This window comes from Mucilaginibacter segetis (genome assembly GCF_016522075.1).
Lineage (GTDB): Bacteria > Bacteroidota > Bacteroidia > Sphingobacteriales > Sphingobacteriaceae > Mucilaginibacter > Mucilaginibacter segetis.
This window is the reverse complement of record NZ_JAEHFW010000001.1, coordinates 1,836,226-1,854,861: the sequence shown is the minus strand read 5'-3', so window position 1 is coordinate 1,854,861 and position 18,636 is coordinate 1,836,226. Positions and strand designations below refer to the sequence as shown.

The following is an 18,636-nucleotide window of genomic DNA, read 5'->3' as shown; positions in this document are numbered from 1 at the left end:
GCAATTTTACGACAATTTTGTGTGATGACAAAAAAAGATATTTCTAACCTGCACGCGATACATCCCTGGCATGAGCGCTATATCAGCCTGACGGCGGACCTGTCGCCGCTGGAAGTGCTCCAGGAACACCGGCACCCGTTTGACGCCAAAGAACTCGAGGCATTGGGTGCGCTGACCTATGCACCGGGTAAATGGACCATCAGGGAAATACTGCAGCACCTGGTTGACACCGAGCGGATCCTGGGTTACCGGGCCTTGTGTATCGCCCGCGGTGAGCAGGTGCCCCTGCCGGATTATGATGAAGCGGCTTATGGTCAATCTATCGGCGTTGCTAACCGCCCCATCACTGCATTGCTGGCCGAGTTCGACCTGGTTCGTCAAAGCAACCTGCTCTTGTTTCAAAGTTTTGATGAAGCGATGCTTAAACAGGTGGGCACCGCTGCGGAAAAGCGCGTTTCGGTACTGGCCATTGCCTATATCCTGGCGGGCCACCCGCTGCATCACCTGGCGCTTGTCCGGGAGCGTTACTTGCCTTTACGGCAACCGGTTGCCCTGGTCGTGAATGCACCGGCTTATCTCCGGTATTTTGAGGCGCTCAATAAACAATGGATCGTCAAAGACTTTGTGCTGGAGCCTGAAGATATTTACGTACTGGAGAACCCGCAGGAGGCCATCGTCGACCGGGGCGGTGTCATTCTCTATGCGGTCGAACAAGATGAAGTGGTCGGCACGGTCGCTTTACAACCGCAGGGTGAGGACTGGGAAATGATCAAAATGGCGGTAGCAGAAAACCGGCGCAGGCGCGGTATCGGCCAGTTCCTGATCCGATCCGCTATCGCGCAGGCCCAAAGTATGGGCATTGAGCGGCTTATTTTACACTCCAACAGCATCTCTAATGCTCAAGCGGTCAGCCTGTACCGCAAACTCGGCTTTACCGAGGTCCCCCTGGGCAAGGTGCCTTATGAACGCGCGAACCTTAAAATGGAGATTAACATTTAAACTTATGAACATACCAGTAACACGAACGCATAACAGCCGCCTGGCGGCTTATGATTTCAGCAACATCCAATTCGGGCCTAACCCGACGGATCATTTGTTTACGGCCGACTATCAGGACGGCGAATGGCAGCAGGCCGAAGTGAAGCCCTTCGGTGCGTTCCTGATCAGCCCCCTGGCCCTGTGCCTGCATTACGGCCAAACGGTCTTTGAAGGCATGAAGGCCTTTCGCCTGGCCGACGGCCGGGTCAGCATTTTCCGTAGAGACAAGCATCTCATCCGTATCAATCGTTCCTTGGAAAGGATGTGTATGCCGGCCCTGCCCGAAGAACTGTTTTATGCCGCCCTGGACGCCCTGGTGGGAACCGATGCCGACTGGGTGTCCGGCCTGCCCGGCAACGCCCTTTATTTGCGCCCGATGGTCATCGCCATTGAAGCCCGTCTGGGCGTTATGGAAGCCCGGCAATATAAATTCCTGATCGTGGCCCTGCCGATGGCCAATTATTACGAAGGCACCGTCAACGTCAAGGTCGAGACCGAATACACCCGCGCGGCCAAAGGCGGCGCCGGCTTCGCCAAATGCGGCGGCAATTATGGCGGGGCTTTCCTGCCCACCCGGCTGGCCCGTGCCGCCGGATTTGACCAGGTGCTCTGGACCGACGGGGAATCGCACCGCTACATCGAAGAATCCGGTACCATGAACGTCATGTTCGCCATCAACGGCACCCTGATCACCCCGCCGCTCAACGGCACCATCCTGGATGGGGTTAACCGGGATAGTATGCTGACACTGGCCCGAGACCGCGGCATGACCACCGAGGAACGTCCGATCAGTTACCAGGAATTAGAAACTGCTTTTAAAAACGGCGATACCATTGAAGCCTTCGGCGTCGGCACTGCAGCGGTACTCACCCAGATCCGGGAGATCGATATCTTGGGCCAGCGCTATTTCCCGGCCACACCGCCAGCAGGCATCGCCGCCACCCTGCGGGACGAACTGAACGCCATCCGGACCGGGCGGCAGCCCGACCGTCATGGCTGGAACCATGTTGTCGTTATGGCGGAAAAAGCAGAAATTACGGAATGAACCAAACGCTGATCATCACCGGCGCCAGTCGAGGTATTGGCGCCGCTACCGCCAGACTTGCCGCGCAGCAGGGTTACGCCGTCGCGGTCAATTATCACCGCAACCTGCAAGCCGCAGCGGCGGTCGTTGCGCAGATCCGCCATAAGGGGGGCAGGGCCGAAGCGATACAAGCGGATATCCGTTCCGAAGCCGGTATCCTGCACCTCTTCGCTGAAGTGGACCGCTTGATGCCGCCCTTATACGGCCTGGTCAATAATGCCGGCATACTGGAAACACAAACCACCGTCGCGAACCTAACGGGTGAGCGACTGCAACGCCTGTTGCAGGCCAATACGGTCGCCCCCTTCCTGTGCTGCCGTGAAGCCGTGAAAAGAATGCCCCAGGGCGGCGCTATCGTTAACGTTTCCTCGCTGGCTGCTAAAACAGGTGCACCCCACGAATATGTGGATTATGCCGCCAGTAAAGCGGCGCTCGAAGCCCTGACGGTCGGGCTGTCCAGGGAAGTCGCCGCGCAGGGTATCCGGGTCAACGGCGTCCGCCCCGCCTTCATCTATACCGATATCCATGCCGATGGCGGCGAAGCCGGCCGCGTCGACCGCCTGCAAAGCAGTATCCCCCTGCAACGCGGCGGCCGGCCCGAAGAGGTCGCCGAAGCCATCCTTTGGCTGCTGTCTGACAAAGCTTCGTACACGACGGGCACGTTTATCGACCTTACCGGGGGCAAGTAGACTTCAATATTTATTTTTCTAAGGGTGGTCTTTTATGCTGAAAAGTTGTATAGGTTGCGGCCATGACAGCCGATGAATTGATTACCAAGAAAGACCTGGAGCTTTTTAAGCAGGAATTGTTAGCCTTGCTGGCGAACAGGCCGGAGCGGCCGAAGTGGCTGAAGGCGGCGGAGGTACGCAAGCTGCTGGGGATCTCGCACGGGACCTTGCAGAATTTCCGGGTGAACGGGGATTTGCCGTATAGCAAGGTGGGCGGGACGTATTTTTATAAGGCGGAGGAGGTGGACAAGATGCTGGAAAGGGGTGAAAAAAAAAGCCCGAAGCGGAGCAAAAGCTGAGCGTTGAGCGGCTGACCTTCGGGTTTCGGTTTTATTTGAAACCACCGAAGAATAAGCAGGCGGAACTTAGCATGATTTATGGGCGGCTGTCGGTGAACGGGCATACGGAAGACCTGTCGACGCAGCGGAAGTGCAGGCCGGCGGATTGGGATAAGCAGGCCGGCCGGGTGAAGGGGAATAAGGAGGAGGCCCGGAGTATCAATGCCTGGCTGGATTTGTTGTATGCGCGGGCACACCAGTGCCGGCAGGAATTGTACGCGGCGGGGAAGCCTTTTACGGCGCGGCAGGTCCGGAAATTGATGCAGGGGGAAGAACTGGAGCCCTCGAAAATGTTGTCGGAGGTCTGGAATTACCAGTTGAACTATATTATCGGGCTGATCGGGAAGGACTATTCGAAAGCCACGCTGGAGAAATATCAAGCCGGTTATAAGGCGTTGAAGAAGTTTCTGCAACTAAAGTATCAAACCGACGACTTGCGTTTAGATCAATTAGATCATCAGTTCGTGAAAGACTATGAGTATTATTTAAAGACCGGTCATCATGTCCAAAATAATACGGCGATACAAATTATTAAAAAGCTGCGCACGATCGTGCGGATCGCGATGGATTTTGGCTGGCTGCAGCGCGACCCTTTCATCGCCCACCGCATGCGGGCGACGGAAGTGCACCGCGATTACCTGACCGGCGAGGAACTCGCCCGGCTGGCGACCAAACGCTTTTCCAAAAAGCTGAGCGTGGTACGCGACCTGTTCTTGTTCAGCTGCTATACCGGCCTATCCTATGCGGACACCGTAAAACTGGCAGCTACGGACCTGGTCACGGAAAACGGCGAAACCTGGATCCAAACCCACCGCATCAAGAACAATAACCGGGTACGCGTGCCCCTCCTGCCCCCGGCCAAACTGCTCCTCCAGCATTATGCACACCATCCCCGCCGGCCCGAAGGGAAACTCCTGCCCAACATCAGCAACCAGAAAGCCAATGCCTACCTCAAAGACATCACCCGGGAACTTGGCCTGAACAAACGCCTGACCTATCACTGCGCGCGCCATACTTTTGCCACGACGGTAACCCTGACCAATGGCGTCCCCCTCGAAACCGTGGGCCAGATGCTCGGCCACCGCAGCATCAAATCCACGCAGCACTATGCACGCGTCACCGACACCAAAGTCCGCACCGACATGCAACCGGTCAAAAAAATCTATACCGGGCAAGCCTTAACCCTGGTGACTGAAGCAGAGTAAATTAAATCAATTTGTTGAGTTCGTCCAGCGTATTATCCAGCAGCGACGTTACACTTCCATTAAGCAATTGCGTGTAACTCACCGCGTTCTGATCAACGACATCAACCGTAAGACAAAAATCCGGATCCACTTGATGGGTTGATCCATAAACCAAATTCAAGTATTTATACATCGCTTCCGTGTACATACCTAAATCACCAACACTAAAACCATCTAACCAATGAACAAACCAAATCCCGCCTACCATTTGGTTTCCGTTAATGTCAAAACCAAAGACATGCTGCGGCAAAATCTGCAACGGAACGTTCTTTAGCATTAAAGTAATCTTGGGACGTGTCAAAAATTTCAACGGAACTGATGGGCGCCATTGTGCCAAGTTAAAATTCTGGTAGATCTGCAAAATCTCCAGATTCCTTTTATACATGGTTTTTGTGTTGGTATGCTTGGCCGTTTGATACTTCCGGTCTAATTCGCCTATCTTATCGGTAATCAATTGATTATTTAACACGCGGAAGGTATTTCCAATTGCACTCAGGCAAGAAATCCAGTAATCTCCGCCGCCATCGCCGGATGCAGCAGTTTGCGGCACTTGAATCCGGTTCGCGAAAGTCTTGCGGCTGCGGTCAGATAATCTTCTAAATTCGACCAGTTGTTTAATGGTGATATTGGTAACAATCATGCTATTCGGTTTAGTAATCCGAATATAACAATGATTACAATCAGAAACAACTAAATGATTATCTGCTAATTAAACTAAGCTTTTGAAGCTGAGGTTTTGTTATCACTCCGTGCATCAATGAGTATGATACTTTTATTTTCAGTCAGTTTTAGCTCCTTCAATAATAACTTAAGGCTTTGTAACTCATATAAAGTAAAATAAACGATGACCGTGATGCTCTTCGTGGTGTTGTTAGCTTCCTCATAAATTGACACTTGATTTTGCAAGTTTTTTTTTAACTGACTATTAGAAGCAAGTTTAAATTCGACGAGCGTCTTATCTGCGGCTCCTTTAGAAACCGCATAGTCAACCGGCCCCCTTCCATTGTTGACTTCTCGATTAACATCAAAGGTGCTTGCATGCCATGTTAATCTAAAAATAATTTGGACGTCCTGTTCACGCTTAATTGGCTGGCCTTTGACGTAGAAAATTCGATAACCATCATTCTTTTCAATAACATGTTTCATGAAATTGACACGCTTTAAACTGGCCGTAAAAGAATCTTCCGTAGTCGGAACGAAAAACTCCGTATTTTCTTTTAGTTTGTCAAGTAAACGCGTCACGCTATTTACGAAAAGTGATTTAACCTCTTCCACTTTTTGCTTAGACATCCGTTTTGCACCGTCTTTATTACCCTCTTTGAGTTTAATATAATAATCGATGATCTTCGGAAATTTATTCAGTGTTTCTATTATAGCGGCGCTTTTTTCTTTCTGCGTGATCTTCGGATGAGATTTGGTTATCCGCGGTAGTTTGTTACTGAAATAGTTGTTTACTTCACTTCTCAATTGGCTATTCGCTATTGAGTTACAAACCTTATGGAATTGGCTATGCAGGTCGCCCCCGTTAATCCAATTTTCATCTTTTGTAAGTATTTCGACAGGCGTTAGCAAAACATAGTCATCTTGAAAAAGCGGCAGTGTAAATTCTTTGGGCATCCAACGTTTCAAATCATAATCGAAATACACCTTATCCACCTTAAATTTCGCTCGGTCTGCTGCAGCTATGTGACTAAGCGTAAATTTTTCTGTATACTCCAATAAATACCTCTTAATCAGGTTAGTGGTAAAATCACTGATATTATCCTTTCCAATACCAATTTGAAATAAGGCAGCTTTTTCGAGGTGAGAAGTCTGAGAAATTTTTTCTTCACCTAAATCAGCAAACACAACGGGCATATTGATAGATAAAGAATTTGCAAACTTAGGTCCTAAACCACGACCACTATTGCCAATTACGCTGAAACCAAGCCATGTTTGCTCAACTTCCGGAAACATAAACCAAGCTTTTTTTTCACCGTCACTGATATTTCCTAAAGCCGCCTTTTCCCGCAAAAAAATCAAATAGTCTACAATCTCCTTATGGAGCTGCTGATACTCTTTCTTTTGGCTTCCAAATAATAAGAAAGGGTCAATAAACAGTGGTAAATCGTTGATTAATGAAATATTAAATGCCCCATATCGGTCAATAATATCTTCCTGAACACGAAAATAATTTGAAAAGTAAATCATGATAATTGTTTGAAGGTAGATGCAATATACACAATAACATTTTTAAAATATTTGTCACCGTTAGCGGAAGGCTTAATTGCTATATTTGAGCATGGACTTGCCTGATCACGAGGGTTTACCGGTGCATTTGCTGGCGGGGTGTTTTAAAAATACTTCGGCGACGTATAAGTTTTACTGGTTTCTGGCTTTGCTGGGGCGGGTGGAGCTGGGTGAAAGGACGATCGCTAAGCGGGATTTGTTCGCGGAGATGGTGGCGCATGCCTGGTATACGGTGAATTATTTCAAGGTTTCGTTTGGCAAGCAGGATAAGTTGCAGGAGGCAATTCAGGCGATCAGGGGTTTGGAAAGCCTGACGATCGATGCGGATAGGATATTTATTTTCAACCAGTTAGCCCATACCAGCAACAAAGCTACTTTACGTGCATTGCGTTATTTTAACGGCGAGGTACCGCACCGTTTTCTGAGTCCCTGGTTCCGGGCAGCGGATAGCCAGGCGGCTTACCGGGCTTCCCAGCGTTTTGAAAATAACTGTTTGTATGCGCTCTACGCCGATCATATCGAGTTGAATCCGGCCTGGGTAACTTATTTGCAGCGCCATGCCCGTATCCTGAAAAACTTTTGTTACTGGAACCTGGCGGTTTATCTGCAGGCCAAGAACCCGAACGTACCCGATATCCCGAACAAACTGATCAAACTGCCGGTACGCAAAGCCCTGACCGAACAACGCAAATTCTGGGACCTCGTTTTGGCTGAACTGGGCAGTGTGGATTGTATCTATACCCATAAGCGACTCACTGTTGGCGACTATGCCGTCGAGCACTTCCTCCCCTACGCCTTCGTCTCCCATGACCTGATGTGGAACCTCATCCCCGCCGACCGGGCCTTCAACAGCAGCAAAAGCGACAAACTACCCCCGCTCGACACTTATTTCGAACCGTATTTCAATTTACAACGATCTGCTTTAGAAGTCATACAACAAGTGGCGCCCCAGCATAAATTCCTGGAGGATTATTTGACGATTGTTCCGGACCTCCACTTATTTGAACGCGACCGGGTATGGGAACAATTACAACCGTTGGCAACGATAGCCCGGAATAATGGATTTGAGACTTTATTGCCTTATATTCGGGTATGAAATTCTGGTGGGTCAATCATAAGCAAACCGTACGGAAAGAGCTGGGCGGCGGCTATATCTGGTCACCGAAAGCGAACAAGCTGGGCCATTTCAACCAGGGCTATTTCAACATGACCCTCACTTCACCGGGTGATGTCATCTTTTCTTATGCACATGGCCGGGTTAAAGCCGTCGGCATCATTGAATCGGGCTGTATCGCCTCCAATATCCCCGATGAATTCGGCCGCACCGGCGATCAGTGGAATCCCGACGGTTACCTGGTGAAGGTCTTCTGGCTGGAACTGGAACAGCCATTCGCCCCCAAAAGGGACATCGAACTCTTTCAACGCCTGTTGCCTGAAAAGTACTCGCCTTTACAACAAAACGGCAACGGTAACCAAAGCATTTACTTAGCAGAGATCTCCGCTAACTTAGGGGAACTACTTTTAGGCTTGATCTCCAGATCGAACGCCGTAACGATCGACAGTCTGGATGACGTTCAAAGCCGTTTAATTAACAATGCCGCTGAACAGCAAATCGCTGCCTCACCGATCCGGGAAACCGAAAAAACTCAATTGATCAAAGCCCGTGTCGGCCAGGGTATTTACCGCCAACGCCTGCTAAAAATCGAAAAACACTGCCGGCTAACCGGCGCCAGCGACGTCAAATTCCTCATCGCCAGCCACATCAAACCCTGGCGCCTGTCCGACAACGAAGAAAAACTGGACGGCAACAACGGCTTACTCCTCAGCCCCCACGTCGACTGCCTATTCGACAAAGGCTGGCTATCCTTCAAAAACAACGGCGACGTCCTCTGGGCCGTCCCGCCCATCACCGACCCCACTGTCGCCATCTGGAAGTTAACACCCCAAAACGTCGGCAGCTTCAACACCGCACAAAGACATTACCTCGACTATCACCGGGAATTTATTTTTCGTCCCAGTCGGATACAAACGACATCATACTAGAGACATCGATAAAGCACATAGCCTTTTTTAGAGATCTGCGTAAAGCCCGAAAGATCATGGTGGATTACTCTCATTTTTTGCTTGATTAAATGCTATATTTCCTATATTTAGACACCTTTTCACGAACACGATTATAATGCCTAATATATTTATTTCCTATAGTGCTAAAGACCGAGATCTTATCGCACCTATCATCACTAAGCTTAATCAATTAAACCATCAAGTCAAAATCATTCAAGACACTGAGCCACATAACTTAGTGTTGGAGACTAGCCTGAATGGTATTGATATTTTTATTTTGTTTTTAACGGCGCAGGGATCTTTTTCGTCTAGTTTACTTATGGAATTGGGCATGGCTATGCAAGCTGGTATACCTGTTCTACCTTTCGTTGAACGTGGCATCGAAATACCTAAAGAATTAGCCAATTATCAAGTCGAATATTTTGAATATCCGCTAACAGAGAATGGCCGATTGCATATTTTGACAAGTTTAGAGCGTCATTTAGCTCGTTACGAAAAATCAATAAGCGCTCCAAAAAAGATTGATATGTCGCCATTTATTTTTGCGCAGGAATTTTATAATTATCTGGATCGGTTGCAACCGCAAATTCTACCTTCAGGCTGGCGGTGTGAGGGTCACACAGATATTGCTTACGGCACGCCCAGCGGTTCCTGGGATACGGATGGCTTTCTTTTTTCCAATGATGAGTACAAATTTGTGCTGCGCAGCGTGGCCCGTCCGGACAATAGCTATTTGGTCGTAGAGTCGGTTAACCTAGGCAGCCAGTTGGGTAATCTAGCACTGAACAATAAGGATAAGTTTAAAAACGAAAATGGACAGGTTACCATCCTGGAAACCTATGACATGACCGTTGGCTATGGTAAACGCGCGAGAAATGACGTCAGGAAAGCGTTTGATGAAGCAGGAATGCCTGATCAGATTGTAACAACCTTTTATCAGGCCGAATTCAGCTGGGATAAGATATTGTCTGACATTCTGAAGTGGGCGGAATACCGCGAGTTGGCTAAGGAGATATTACTTAAAGACACCGTAATTGTTCCTCATGCTAAATTTTGGTTGTTAAAAATTAACGGGCCGAATTGGGCGACAGATGATCTAAGCGAAGATACGGTTGTTTTTTTTCATGCAGATTACCAGTCCAGGATGCCGCGCCCGGAATATGAGAGATTTAGAGCAATAAGGGTCGGTGAGTTGGGTATTGCCATTGATAATTCAAAAGATGAGAATATCGTTTTTATCTTTCAGGTGACACGGGCACTGGAACGAGAAAATGATGCCAGAGAGCGCTTTTTATTTAGAATCAGCTTAATACGTTACCGTTATAATTTTACCGCCGAACAATTTTCGCTTATCCGTACCCTTAACGACCGATTCGAGTCCGGTGATGAACGATTATTCGAAATCAGCGAATCCGAATTTTCCCCTGTCTACGAAGATATGCAGCGGGCTATTAATGAGCCCGGGGAATTGATAGGTAATAAGGCCAGTTTGGTGCGTGTTTTTTCCGACAGTGCGGCTAAGGATATTGAAGATAGCTTAGGGTTTCAAAAGGATGTAGATGCACTCGCGGCAGTAATGGTCTACAAAGAAGTAACTCCCCCGTTAGCTATCGGACTTTTCGGTAATTGGGGTAGCGGCAAGAGCTTTTTTATGAATAAGCTACAGTCAAAAATCGATGAATTGAGCGCTGGCCCTCAAACTACGTTTTGCAAAAAGGTCCTTCAAATCAATTTTAATTCCTGGCATTATTCCGATGCCAACCTTTGGGCAAGCCTAATCACGAAAATCTTTGAAGATCTGGAGCAATACGGAAAAGACCGCCCGGATGAACTTAAGGACCTCTTTCAAAACCTCAGCTCTACTAAAGAATTGATCGCGGAAACCAAAAGCGAAAAAACGGAAGTGGATCGCCGCATTACTTTGCTCACTGACGAAAAAGCAGTCTTCGATACCAAAGTTTCCACACAATCTGCCAAGCTTAGTAATTTATCCATATCGGTTATTCTACAGGAACTTATGGGCGATGCGGCCGTGCAAAAGCAAATAACGGATTTAAAGAATGAATACAAATTCCTCAAAATTGACGCGGTAGATGACATCAGTAAACAATTAGGCGAGGTTGATAGCTATTGGGACCGGTTCATCAAATCGGTAAAAATATCAGGTCCGTTCTTCGCCAGTAAGCGGACGATATTTCTATTCATAACGTTTGCGGTATTGATCGGGATCAGCTATTATTTCAAAACTGTATCCGTCGCCGTCAGTGTTTTATTTGATCGGTATAAATACCTGATCTACGCGCTTAGCGGTTTACTGGCAACGGGCTTGAATATTATCCACCCGGCCATGAAGCAGTTAAAGCTGGTTTATGAAAAACTCTTGCCTTTAAAAGATACACTGGGCCGATTAAGAAAGCGAGCGGAGGACGAGTTTTTGGAACAAAGGCAGCAGCTTAACAATCAAATCTCCGGCGCTAAAGCGGAATCTGCAAAGTTAACTACCAAGATAGAACAATTAGAACTCCGTCAGCAGAAGTTAAAAGAGGACATTGACGATATCAAATCGGGCCGCAAAGTTATTCACTTCATTGAAAGCCGGGTAGCCGATGAACGTTATGCCAACAGTCTCGGCATCATTTCCTGGGTGCGGCGCGACTTCGAACAACTCGATCACCTACTTGGTCAACAGAGAAAGGCCCGAACCATGAACGACGGACAGCCGACTACAAAACTTCAATTTGAATTAGAACGGATTATTTTATACATCGATGACTTGGATCGATGTTCAGAAGACACCGTTGTTAAAGTGCTGGAGGCGATGAACCTGCTTCTGGCATTTCCGCTTTTTGTAGTTGTTGTTGGTGTCGATCCCCGATGGATGCATAATGCATTGCATCTACATTATCCGCATCTTAAAAATGGTTTCCGCCGCAAAGTCGAAAAGGATAAAAATGACAATGAGGAAGTCATCGCCACTAGTTCTGATTATCTTGAGAAAATATTCCAAATTCCGTTCGCACTCAAACCAATGAACCAAAAAAGCAAAGCCTCCCTCATAGCCGCGCAACTGAAGGTGGAGGAAGATAATTCGGCGATGGAACAACTAGCGCCGTCTACACTGGCGACGAACAGTCTAGCGGATACAGGACTTCGCGACATTAAGCCCGAAAATATACAGTCAAAAGAAAGCACCGACTTCCGAAAAGAAATAACCAAAGAAAATTCGATTGCCCAACCCTCAAAACCCGTTGATACTGCCAAACTGTTAATTAGTGTCGAAGAAGAAAACTTTATGCAAGGGCTGGCCTTTCTGATCGGTGATTCGCCACGTACTATCAAACGATTCATCAATATATTCCGTATTCTACGGACGCATGAGGGTTTTCAGGTGACTTTGTACAACGAGTTAGACTATTATTATGCGGCCATAATTATACTAGGGGTAATCACAGGGCGACCACAACTCGTAGAAGGCTTATTCCACATGGTCAAATCGGCTGATGATAACGTTTCATTCTTGGCGACTTTAAAGGAAAGCAAACTTATCGAAGGCGAATCTACCCTTTCGCTTAGCGACTTACTCACTATTCCTGCCCAGGTCGAAACTATCTATAATCTCAGTGAAAAAATCATACCATTGACTATGTCGGTTTTCAAAGCCAACATTGATCTGGTATGCCGTTTTTCATTCTCTAGCTTGCTATAGGCCCAACTATTTTACTCACTCTGGCCGGGCACCGCGCATACCGTTGCGATTTCGGGTATGATGGGTTTCGCTGAAGTGGGCTTTGACGAGTTCTTTGCCCCAGATTTTGCGCCCGGCTCGTTTGGGGTTGGCCAGGAAGTGTTGGTTACGGGCGGTGAAGTGCAGGTCGATGGCGGCTTTGCAGGCATCAGTGCTGGCGTAATCGCTGTTGTGGATGACCGCTTTGGCGAGGCCGCAGAACACGGATTCGATGACATTGAGGAACTGGGTGCAGGATGGCAAGGGGGCGATTTTGATTTCGGGTGTTCTTGTTTGGTTATGATCTTCGATATAGGTTTTGAGTATGTTGGAATTATGCCAGCTCACGGCATCCCAGCATAAATATAAGCGCTCCTGATCCGCATACTGCTCGATCAAAACGTCTAATAATTTGATCATTTCAAAGGTATTTTTCTTCTGGGAATAAAAATGCGTTACCTGGTTGGTCGAGAGTTCCAGCGCAGCGGTGCAAATGATAAAACCTTTGCATTTTTGTTTTTCCGGTACGATGTCGGGTGAGGCCGTGGTGTGTTTGATGGTGCGGCCGCCTTTGATACGGATACCTACCGGGCCATATTCATCTATGGAAAAGAATTTTTCATTGGGTTTCAGGTTTTGCAGCATATGCTGAATGTGATTGATCTTCTCACGGAACTTAGGGTCCTGGCTGGTCAGCATGTCACGGGATTTTTTATAGCTATAGCCCAATGCTTTCAACGAATGCGATAATTGCATATAACTGACCTTGACCGGGTAAATACGGTTATAAACCCCGGTTAATGCCAATATCGTCCAGCTGGTGCGGTTGATACCGTACAGCTTCGGTGTCTCATGCAGCAGTTTAACCAGATTGTCCTTTCGTTCGGCGATGCGTTTGACCACCCCCTCATTGGTCTTACGTGGTACTAAGTCAAATCCTTTTAATCCCTTGGTGCGGTAAGTATTTAACCAATCATTAACTGACTTACGTTCGCAATCTGCCTTCTCCATAATCTGCGCCACATTCGCACCAGATAAAGCCGCGCGTAACGTTGTGGCGATCTGCCAGCGGCGGTGATCATTGCCATGCCGCCACTTAGCCAATATCTTTAAATCAGCATCTGGAATATGTTCTATCAATTTCGGCGGTTCCCAGCCCGGGTTTTCAGCCAGCCATTTATAGTAAAAGTCCTTAAAGGGAAAGTAGCTGTAACCATCAGGATATAAAACATGATATTTCTCCCAAACCGGCTTGGCTTTCGTACCGGGCCGTTCCGCACGGATCAGATCGGGCAGCACCTGCATCAGCTGTACATATAACGGCGTTTCCCGATGTGGTTTTGGCGGCTCAGGTATATAAAAGCTAAGATCCTTTAACTTCTCAGGATACTCCGCTTGAATCCGTTCAAACTCTTTTCCATAACGCCAGGTGGTAATCGTTGAAAGCTTAAGTTCCTTAGCCAAGCGATGCGCGCAGTAATTCCCCCGAATGAACTCCAACCGCAATCGGTTCATGGTGACCTGAGGAATTTGATGACGAAGCATATTTTAGGAACACTTCTTGTCTTTTATTGTTTATAAGTTCCGTCCATTATGCGTTCTGCCAATACTGCTATCCGGAACTCAAAATCTAAATAGTTAACAATCCATTCGGCTAGCCGGAAATAATCAGATACAGTCCACTCCATACTGATATTATCGATGATCTTCGCTTGTAACATACCATCTTCATCGCGATGAGCACCCACATTATGCCGCACCAACTTATGCCGTTCGATACAGGCACGTTTGGTATCGTTAAAACTGCTGACCAGGATATTCAAGTCCGCCTCCACTTTTTCCCAAGGCGGAAAACGCTGAATAACTGTCCGAAATTTTTTACCGAGCATGGCCGGCACATCTTCAAAAAATTCGTAGAAATGCGTACTCAATGTCCTGGCTAACAAGTTCTGTGCGTCCGGGTCTGTTTCATTGAGCAATTTCTCAAACAATACATTCATGTCTACAACCGCTAAGCGCATACGTAGCGGGACGGTTCCGAAATGATAACCCTCACTATTTTCCGGATAGGTTGCCATTGCCCTTTTTGCGGATTTCCGTATCATAGGAATTTCTGTCCGGCAGCGTTCGGTAAGTTTTTTTATGGTGGTTGTTAAACTGGCCCGCTGCTCAGTATCAATCGTTTCAAGTATACCCATGGCCTAAACTAAGTTTTATCAAAATAAAAACTGGTATTTTTACACTAAATACTTTTAAATTAAAACACCTACTTTATCGGTTTCACATGTACATTTCAAAACTATCTATCCGGAACTTTCGGAACTTCAAAAATATTTGCCTTAGCTTTTCAAAAGGAGTAAATACGATAATTGGTGAAAACGGCTCTGGAAAGACGAACATTTTACAAGCGTTACGTTACCTGATCGATGAAACCATGCCCCGGCACATCCGTTTTTATGAATCCGATTTTAACCGGTCGATTGGTGATTGGCGTGGCCATTGGATCATAATTCAACTTGAATTTGGCGATCTCGATGTCAGCGAGGAGGCTCAGGTCTTAGCAATGCATAAGGCCGGTACAATGGATGAATTGGATAGTTCTAAAGGTAGTTATTCGCTTATATTACGACCAAAGGATGCGAAACGAAGAGAATTATATGATTACAGTCAAGACACCTATAAAACCCAAGCCGGATTAAAAGATATTTTAGATTACCTGACGATCAATGATTATGAATTAACTTTTCGGGGCAGAGGAAACGGTGATTTTTCGGATGATGACATTTATAGAGATTATGTGGGTGATTTCGAGAACATCGTCTTTCCAAATCCTGATGAACAAGAAAACGATGTTTATGGGATCCGGCTTTATGGAGTTTCGTTACCCAACGAGTTGTCTTGCACTTTTATTAAGGCGCTGAGAGATGTTGAGGCCGATCTCCGGTCTTATAAAGATAATCCTTTATTGAACTTGTTAAGAGGTAAGGAAAAAACGATCGATGTCGCTAAAAAAGATGATATCATTAAAAAGGTTGACGAGTTGAACGCCGAGATCACTGAACTTGATGAGGTAAAGAGCGTGTCCCAAGGCATCTCAGATAGTATCAGGCAAGCGGTTGGCGAGACCTATGCACCGACCATAGATATCAAATCAGAATTGCCAGCAGATATGGAAAAATTGTTGCAGTCGCTCAAACTATGGGTCGGCGATCCTGACGAAGACGGTTATCAAGGCAAAATATGGGAACTCAGCCTTGGCGGTGCCAACTTGATTTATTTGTCTTTAAAATTATTAGAATACGAAAAAGTTAAATCAGACAACAAAATTGCCAATTTTTTACTCATCGAAGAACCTGAGGCTCATATTCATACGCATATACAGAAAACGTTATTTCAAAAGCTGCATAGCCATAATACACAAATATTAATCACTACACATTCGACACAAATATCGTCAGTAAGTCGGATTAGTACACTGAACGTACTGAGTCGCAGCAAACAACAAGCGGTCGTGTTCAATCCTTCAAATGGATTAACGCCCTCTCAAATTACCGGTATTGAACGTTACTTGGATGCTGTAAGAACTAACTTACTCTTTGCAAAAGGCGTGTTATTGGTTGAAGGTGATGCAGAACAAATATTAATACCAGCGCTAATAAAAGCGGTTTTTGGCGTCACACTCGATGAAATAGGGCTCACGCTGGTAAATATCGGCAGCACCGGGTTCGAAAATATTGCGATATTATTTCACGATGATCGCGTAAAAAAGAAGTGCGCCATCTTAACAGATCTCGACACTTCCATCCTTCCCTTACCTCCACAAAAAGACGATGAGAGTGCAGAAATTAAAGGGTGCCGCAATTCGCAGATTTCAGGATTAACCCGGAAAGACAAACTGGATGCCTTCATTGATGGAAACACTTGGATAGAAGTATTTTACGCGAAGTACACTTTTGAGGTGGATTTTTTGCAGGCCAACAACAGTTACGAGATTAAGTTAGCGATAGCCGACGAATACAAGACAAAAAAAACATTGGATGACATCGGCTCCAAATTGGATGATGCGAATGTTGCTGTAGCCGGAAAGGAAGTTTTGAGATTAGCACAGAAATTTGGCAAAGGCTGGTTTGCGATCATGATTTCTGAAAATATAAATCATTTAACAGTATTACCCGATTATATCATCAAGGCAATTGCCTTTGCATTTAAAGATACAAGTTGGCAAGCGTTGATCCCAATGGTTAGTTATCGGCTAAAAGCATTGGCAAAATCGACTTTTGACGGGGATAAAACCGATTATAAAAAAATCTTGGAGGAATTTTCAGCCATCAAAGAACAGGATAAAGCATTGAGCTATTTTGTGGGTCAATTGCCAAAAGACCCCATAAGTCTGTTGATCAAATATATGACCCATGCTTGAAGGCCTGACCGATCAACAAAGAGCAGCGGTGGTAGCTGACCATCATGTGTTGCTCACAGCTTGTCCGGGAAGTGGGAAAACGCGAGTGCTAACACACAAAGTCGCTTACGAACTCCAACGCCTCACGGGCAAAAAAATGGTGGTGGCGCTTACGTTTACCAACCGGGCATCCGACGAGATCAAAAGACGGCTGGACAGAATGGATATTGACGCGACCAAATTATGGACCGGTACGATACACGCTTTTTGTTTAGAATGGATACTTACGCCCTATTTGGGCTATTTGCCTGAGCTCAAAAATGGATTCGTGATTGCCGACGAGTACAAAACGGAGGAATTATTATCCACACTGAGGGCGGCCTATGATTTTACCTGGGACAATATCACGACACGTTTAAAACCTGACGGGTCATTTGCGGAACAGGTATCTAAGTATCATCACTTTTTACGGGAGTACCATGCCACGCTGAAAGAACAGGGGCTGATCGATTTTGATCAACTCTTATATTATGCTTATAAGCTCATAGCCAGTTATCCTAAAATAGCAAGAACGTTGAATAATTTCTTTCAGGTTATCTGTGTTGACGAGTATCAGGATACGCAGGAACTGCAATATGAAATTTTAGCCAAAATCATTACCGCTAAACTAGATAACACCACACTTTTTATGGTCGGCGATCAAGACCAGGCTATTTATGGCTCTCTAGGCGGCGTAGCCCGCTCTCTATCTGACATCAAAGCCAGTTTCGGAAATATCGATATTAATGAAATGAAATTGTCGGGAAACTACCGGAGCACTCAAAGGGTGATTGATTATTATCGGCATTATCAAACCGCAGCTATTGACATTCGTTCCATGTGTGCTTACGCTGGTCAACAAGGCCAGATCACCTTTAACGAAACAGTAGATAAAGACAGCTTGGCTGAGCATATAGCAGAGATTATCAGTGAAAGGATAACGGCCGGTATCGCAGAAAAGGAAATATGCGTACTCGCGCCGCAATGGTGGCTGGTTATTCCTATGGGCCGCAAACTTAAACAGCTATTACCGGACGTCAATTTTGATGCAATCGGCCTATCTCCACTTATCAAAAGCAAGGAAAATATATGGTTCAAGGTAGCGCGGCTATTTCTAGTTGATCCGGCACCTAACATGTATTTTGTGCGTACCCGTTGGGCTAATGAACTGGTGGATAGCCTCCAAACCATGGGCATTGACATTTTTGATAGCGAACAACGTAAGGCAAAGAAACTTTTGCGCGTATTCAATTTAATTAAAAGCGATCATACCGTAGGCTTAAAGTATTTAGAAGATTGCTTTATACAATTGCTGGCCATACTTGAAATCGATATAGAATCTAATGCAAATTTAAAGCAGCACTGGACCTATTTTTTTGTGGGCACCCAACGCAGGCTGGACGACCCACAATATAACTATGCGACCGATATCCAAAGCTTTCGCCGACTATTCCGCCACAATCAGGGTGTAGTGGTCAATACGTGCCATGGCATAAAAGGAGAAGAATTCCATACAGTCATCGCTTTTGGGTTACTACAAGGCTATATTCCTAACCGGAATGAAGCTGATCAAGTTAGCGCTGCGAAAAAGTTGCTTTATGTGATTTGTTCACGAGCGAAAAAAGAGCTGCACCTCATTGCAGAAAGTGGTCGGATGAGAAGCAGAAATCCGATGTTTGCGACTTTACAACTGGCAAGTGTACGGTTTGATTACGATAATTAAATTGCAATTTGCTAATGTTATAAAAT

14 protein-coding genes are annotated in these 18,636 nt (G+C 46.2%); 10 read left to right on the top strand and 4 right to left on the bottom strand.

The window, feature by feature from the left end; genetic code table 11:
* Positions 1 to 24: 24 nt before the first annotated feature.
* The 5 genes from I5M19_RS08525 to I5M19_RS08505 all read left to right on the top strand — a co-directional run bounded on the left by I5M19_RS08525 (position 25) and on the right by I5M19_RS08505 (position 4,393).
* The gene (locus I5M19_RS08525; RefSeq protein ID WP_200065782.1) at positions 25 to 999 is read left to right on the top strand and encodes a GNAT family N-acetyltransferase; all 975 of its coding nucleotides are present in this window, start codon (positions 25 to 27) and stop codon (positions 997 to 999) included.
* A 4-nt stretch (positions 1,000 to 1,003) separates the two neighbouring features.
* A complete protein-coding gene (locus I5M19_RS08520) occupies positions 1,004 to 2,083 on the top strand; it encodes a branched-chain amino acid aminotransferase (protein ID WP_200065781.1) in 1,080 nt (359 codons plus the stop codon).
* Positions 2,080 to 2,811 (top strand): SDR family oxidoreductase, encoded by a 732-nt coding sequence (locus tag I5M19_RS08515; protein WP_200065780.1) that lies wholly within the window; start codon positions 2,080 to 2,082, stop codon positions 2,809 to 2,811. Before I5M19_RS08520 ends, I5M19_RS08515 begins: the two co-directional genes overlap by 4 nt.
* 62 nt (positions 2,812 to 2,873) lie before the next feature.
* Positions 2,874 to 3,149, top strand: coding sequence for a helix-turn-helix domain-containing protein (locus I5M19_RS08510; protein WP_200065779.1), 276 nt, complete (start codon positions 2,874 to 2,876; stop codon positions 3,147 to 3,149).
* 35 nt (positions 3,150 to 3,184) lie between these two features.
* Positions 3,185 to 4,393, top strand: coding sequence for a site-specific integrase (locus I5M19_RS08505; RefSeq protein WP_200065778.1), 1,209 nt, complete (start codon positions 3,185 to 3,187; stop codon positions 4,391 to 4,393).
* Between the two features lies 1 nt (position 4,394).
* Here I5M19_RS08505 and I5M19_RS08500 read toward each other — a convergent pair whose 3' ends face one another.
* The gene (locus I5M19_RS08500; protein ID WP_200065777.1) at positions 4,395 to 5,072 is read right to left on the bottom strand and encodes a hypothetical protein; all 678 of its coding nucleotides are present in this window, start codon (positions 5,070 to 5,072) and stop codon (positions 4,395 to 4,397) included.
* 74 nt (positions 5,073 to 5,146) lie between these two features.
* Positions 5,147 to 6,622 (bottom strand): hypothetical protein, encoded by a 1,476-nt coding sequence (locus tag I5M19_RS08495; protein WP_200065776.1) that lies wholly within the window; start codon positions 6,620 to 6,622, stop codon positions 5,147 to 5,149.
* Between the two features lie 91 nt (positions 6,623 to 6,713).
* Between I5M19_RS08495 and I5M19_RS08490 the strand changes: the two genes are divergently transcribed.
* The 3 genes from I5M19_RS08490 to I5M19_RS08480 all read left to right on the top strand — a co-directional run bounded on the left by I5M19_RS08490 (position 6,714) and on the right by I5M19_RS08480 (position 12,431).
* The gene (locus I5M19_RS08490; RefSeq protein ID WP_200065775.1) at positions 6,714 to 7,757 is read left to right on the top strand and encodes an HNH endonuclease domain-containing protein; all 1,044 of its coding nucleotides are present in this window, start codon (positions 6,714 to 6,716) and stop codon (positions 7,755 to 7,757) included.
* Entirely contained in the window at positions 7,754 to 8,704 is a 951-nt protein-coding gene (locus I5M19_RS08485) for an HNH endonuclease (RefSeq protein WP_200065774.1), read from the top strand. The genes I5M19_RS08490 and I5M19_RS08485 overlap by 4 nt, the downstream gene beginning before the upstream one ends.
* Positions 8,705 to 8,840: 136 nt before the next feature.
* Positions 8,841 to 12,431 carry a P-loop NTPase fold protein gene (locus tag I5M19_RS08480; protein ID WP_200065773.1) on the top strand — a complete coding sequence of 1,197 codons (3,591 nt, stop codon included), beginning with the start codon at positions 8,841 to 8,843 and terminating at the stop codon, positions 12,429 to 12,431.
* A 15-nt stretch (positions 12,432 to 12,446) separates the two neighbouring features.
* Here the strand turns inward: I5M19_RS08480 and I5M19_RS08475 are convergent, their stop codons facing one another.
* Both I5M19_RS08475 and I5M19_RS08470 read right to left on the bottom strand, forming a co-directional pair.
* On the bottom strand, positions 12,447 to 13,994 hold the full coding sequence (locus I5M19_RS08475) for an IS630 family transposase (protein ID WP_200065772.1): 1,548 nt from the start codon (positions 13,992 to 13,994) through the stop codon (positions 12,447 to 12,449).
* 23 nt (positions 13,995 to 14,017) lie between these two features.
* The gene (locus I5M19_RS08470) at positions 14,018 to 14,554 is read right to left on the bottom strand and encodes a hypothetical protein (protein WP_200065771.1); all 537 of its coding nucleotides are present in this window, start codon (positions 14,552 to 14,554) and stop codon (positions 14,018 to 14,020) included.
* A gap of 179 nt (positions 14,555 to 14,733) precedes the next feature.
* Between I5M19_RS08470 and I5M19_RS08465 the strand changes: the two genes are divergently transcribed.
* A complete protein-coding gene (locus I5M19_RS08465; RefSeq protein WP_200065770.1) occupies positions 14,734 to 16,869 on the top strand; it encodes an ATP-dependent nuclease in 2,136 nt (711 codons plus the stop codon).
* Positions 16,862 to 18,610 carry a UvrD-helicase domain-containing protein gene (locus tag I5M19_RS08460; protein ID WP_200065769.1) on the top strand — a complete coding sequence of 583 codons (1,749 nt, stop codon included), beginning with the start codon at positions 16,862 to 16,864 and terminating at the stop codon, positions 18,608 to 18,610. Before I5M19_RS08465 ends, I5M19_RS08460 begins: the two co-directional genes overlap by 8 nt.
* Positions 18,611 to 18,636 lie beyond the last annotated feature (26 nt).

What these genes read in the sequence shown, in the direction of transcription:
- I5M19_RS08515 (WP_200065780.1), top strand. Translation starts at nt 2,080, where the DNA reads ATGAACCAAACGCTGATCATCACCGGCGCCAGTCGAGGTATTGGCGCC.
- I5M19_RS08470 (WP_200065771.1), bottom strand. Translation starts at nt 14,554, where the DNA reads ATGATACGGAAATCCGCAAAAAGGGCAATGGCAACCTATCCGGAAAAT.
- I5M19_RS08495 (WP_200065776.1), bottom strand. Translation starts at nt 6,622, where the DNA reads ATGATTTACTTTTCAAATTATTTTCGTGTTCAGGAAGATATTATTGAC.
- I5M19_RS08480 (WP_200065773.1), top strand. Translation starts at nt 8,841, where the DNA reads ATGCCTAATATATTTATTTCCTATAGTGCTAAAGACCGAGATCTTATC.
- I5M19_RS08490 (WP_200065775.1), top strand. Translation starts at nt 6,714, where the DNA reads ATGGACTTGCCTGATCACGAGGGTTTACCGGTGCATTTGCTGGCGGGG.
- I5M19_RS08525 (WP_200065782.1), top strand. Translation starts at nt 25, where the DNA reads ATGACAAAAAAAGATATTTCTAACCTGCACGCGATACATCCCTGGCAT.
- I5M19_RS08520 (WP_200065781.1), top strand. Translation starts at nt 1,004, where the DNA reads ATGAACATACCAGTAACACGAACGCATAACAGCCGCCTGGCGGCTTAT.
- I5M19_RS08475 (WP_200065772.1), bottom strand. Translation starts at nt 13,994, where the DNA reads ATGCTTCGTCATCAAATTCCTCAGGTCACCATGAACCGATTGCGGTTG.
- I5M19_RS08500 (WP_200065777.1), bottom strand. Translation starts at nt 5,072, where the DNA reads ATGATTGTTACCAATATCACCATTAAACAACTGGTCGAATTTAGAAGA.
- I5M19_RS08510 (WP_200065779.1), top strand. Translation starts at nt 2,874, where the DNA reads ATGACAGCCGATGAATTGATTACCAAGAAAGACCTGGAGCTTTTTAAG.
- I5M19_RS08460 (WP_200065769.1), top strand. Translation starts at nt 16,862, where the DNA reads ATGCTTGAAGGCCTGACCGATCAACAAAGAGCAGCGGTGGTAGCTGAC.
- I5M19_RS08485 (WP_200065774.1), top strand. Translation starts at nt 7,754, where the DNA reads ATGAAATTCTGGTGGGTCAATCATAAGCAAACCGTACGGAAAGAGCTG.
- I5M19_RS08465 (WP_200065770.1), top strand. Translation starts at nt 14,734, where the DNA reads ATGTACATTTCAAAACTATCTATCCGGAACTTTCGGAACTTCAAAAAT.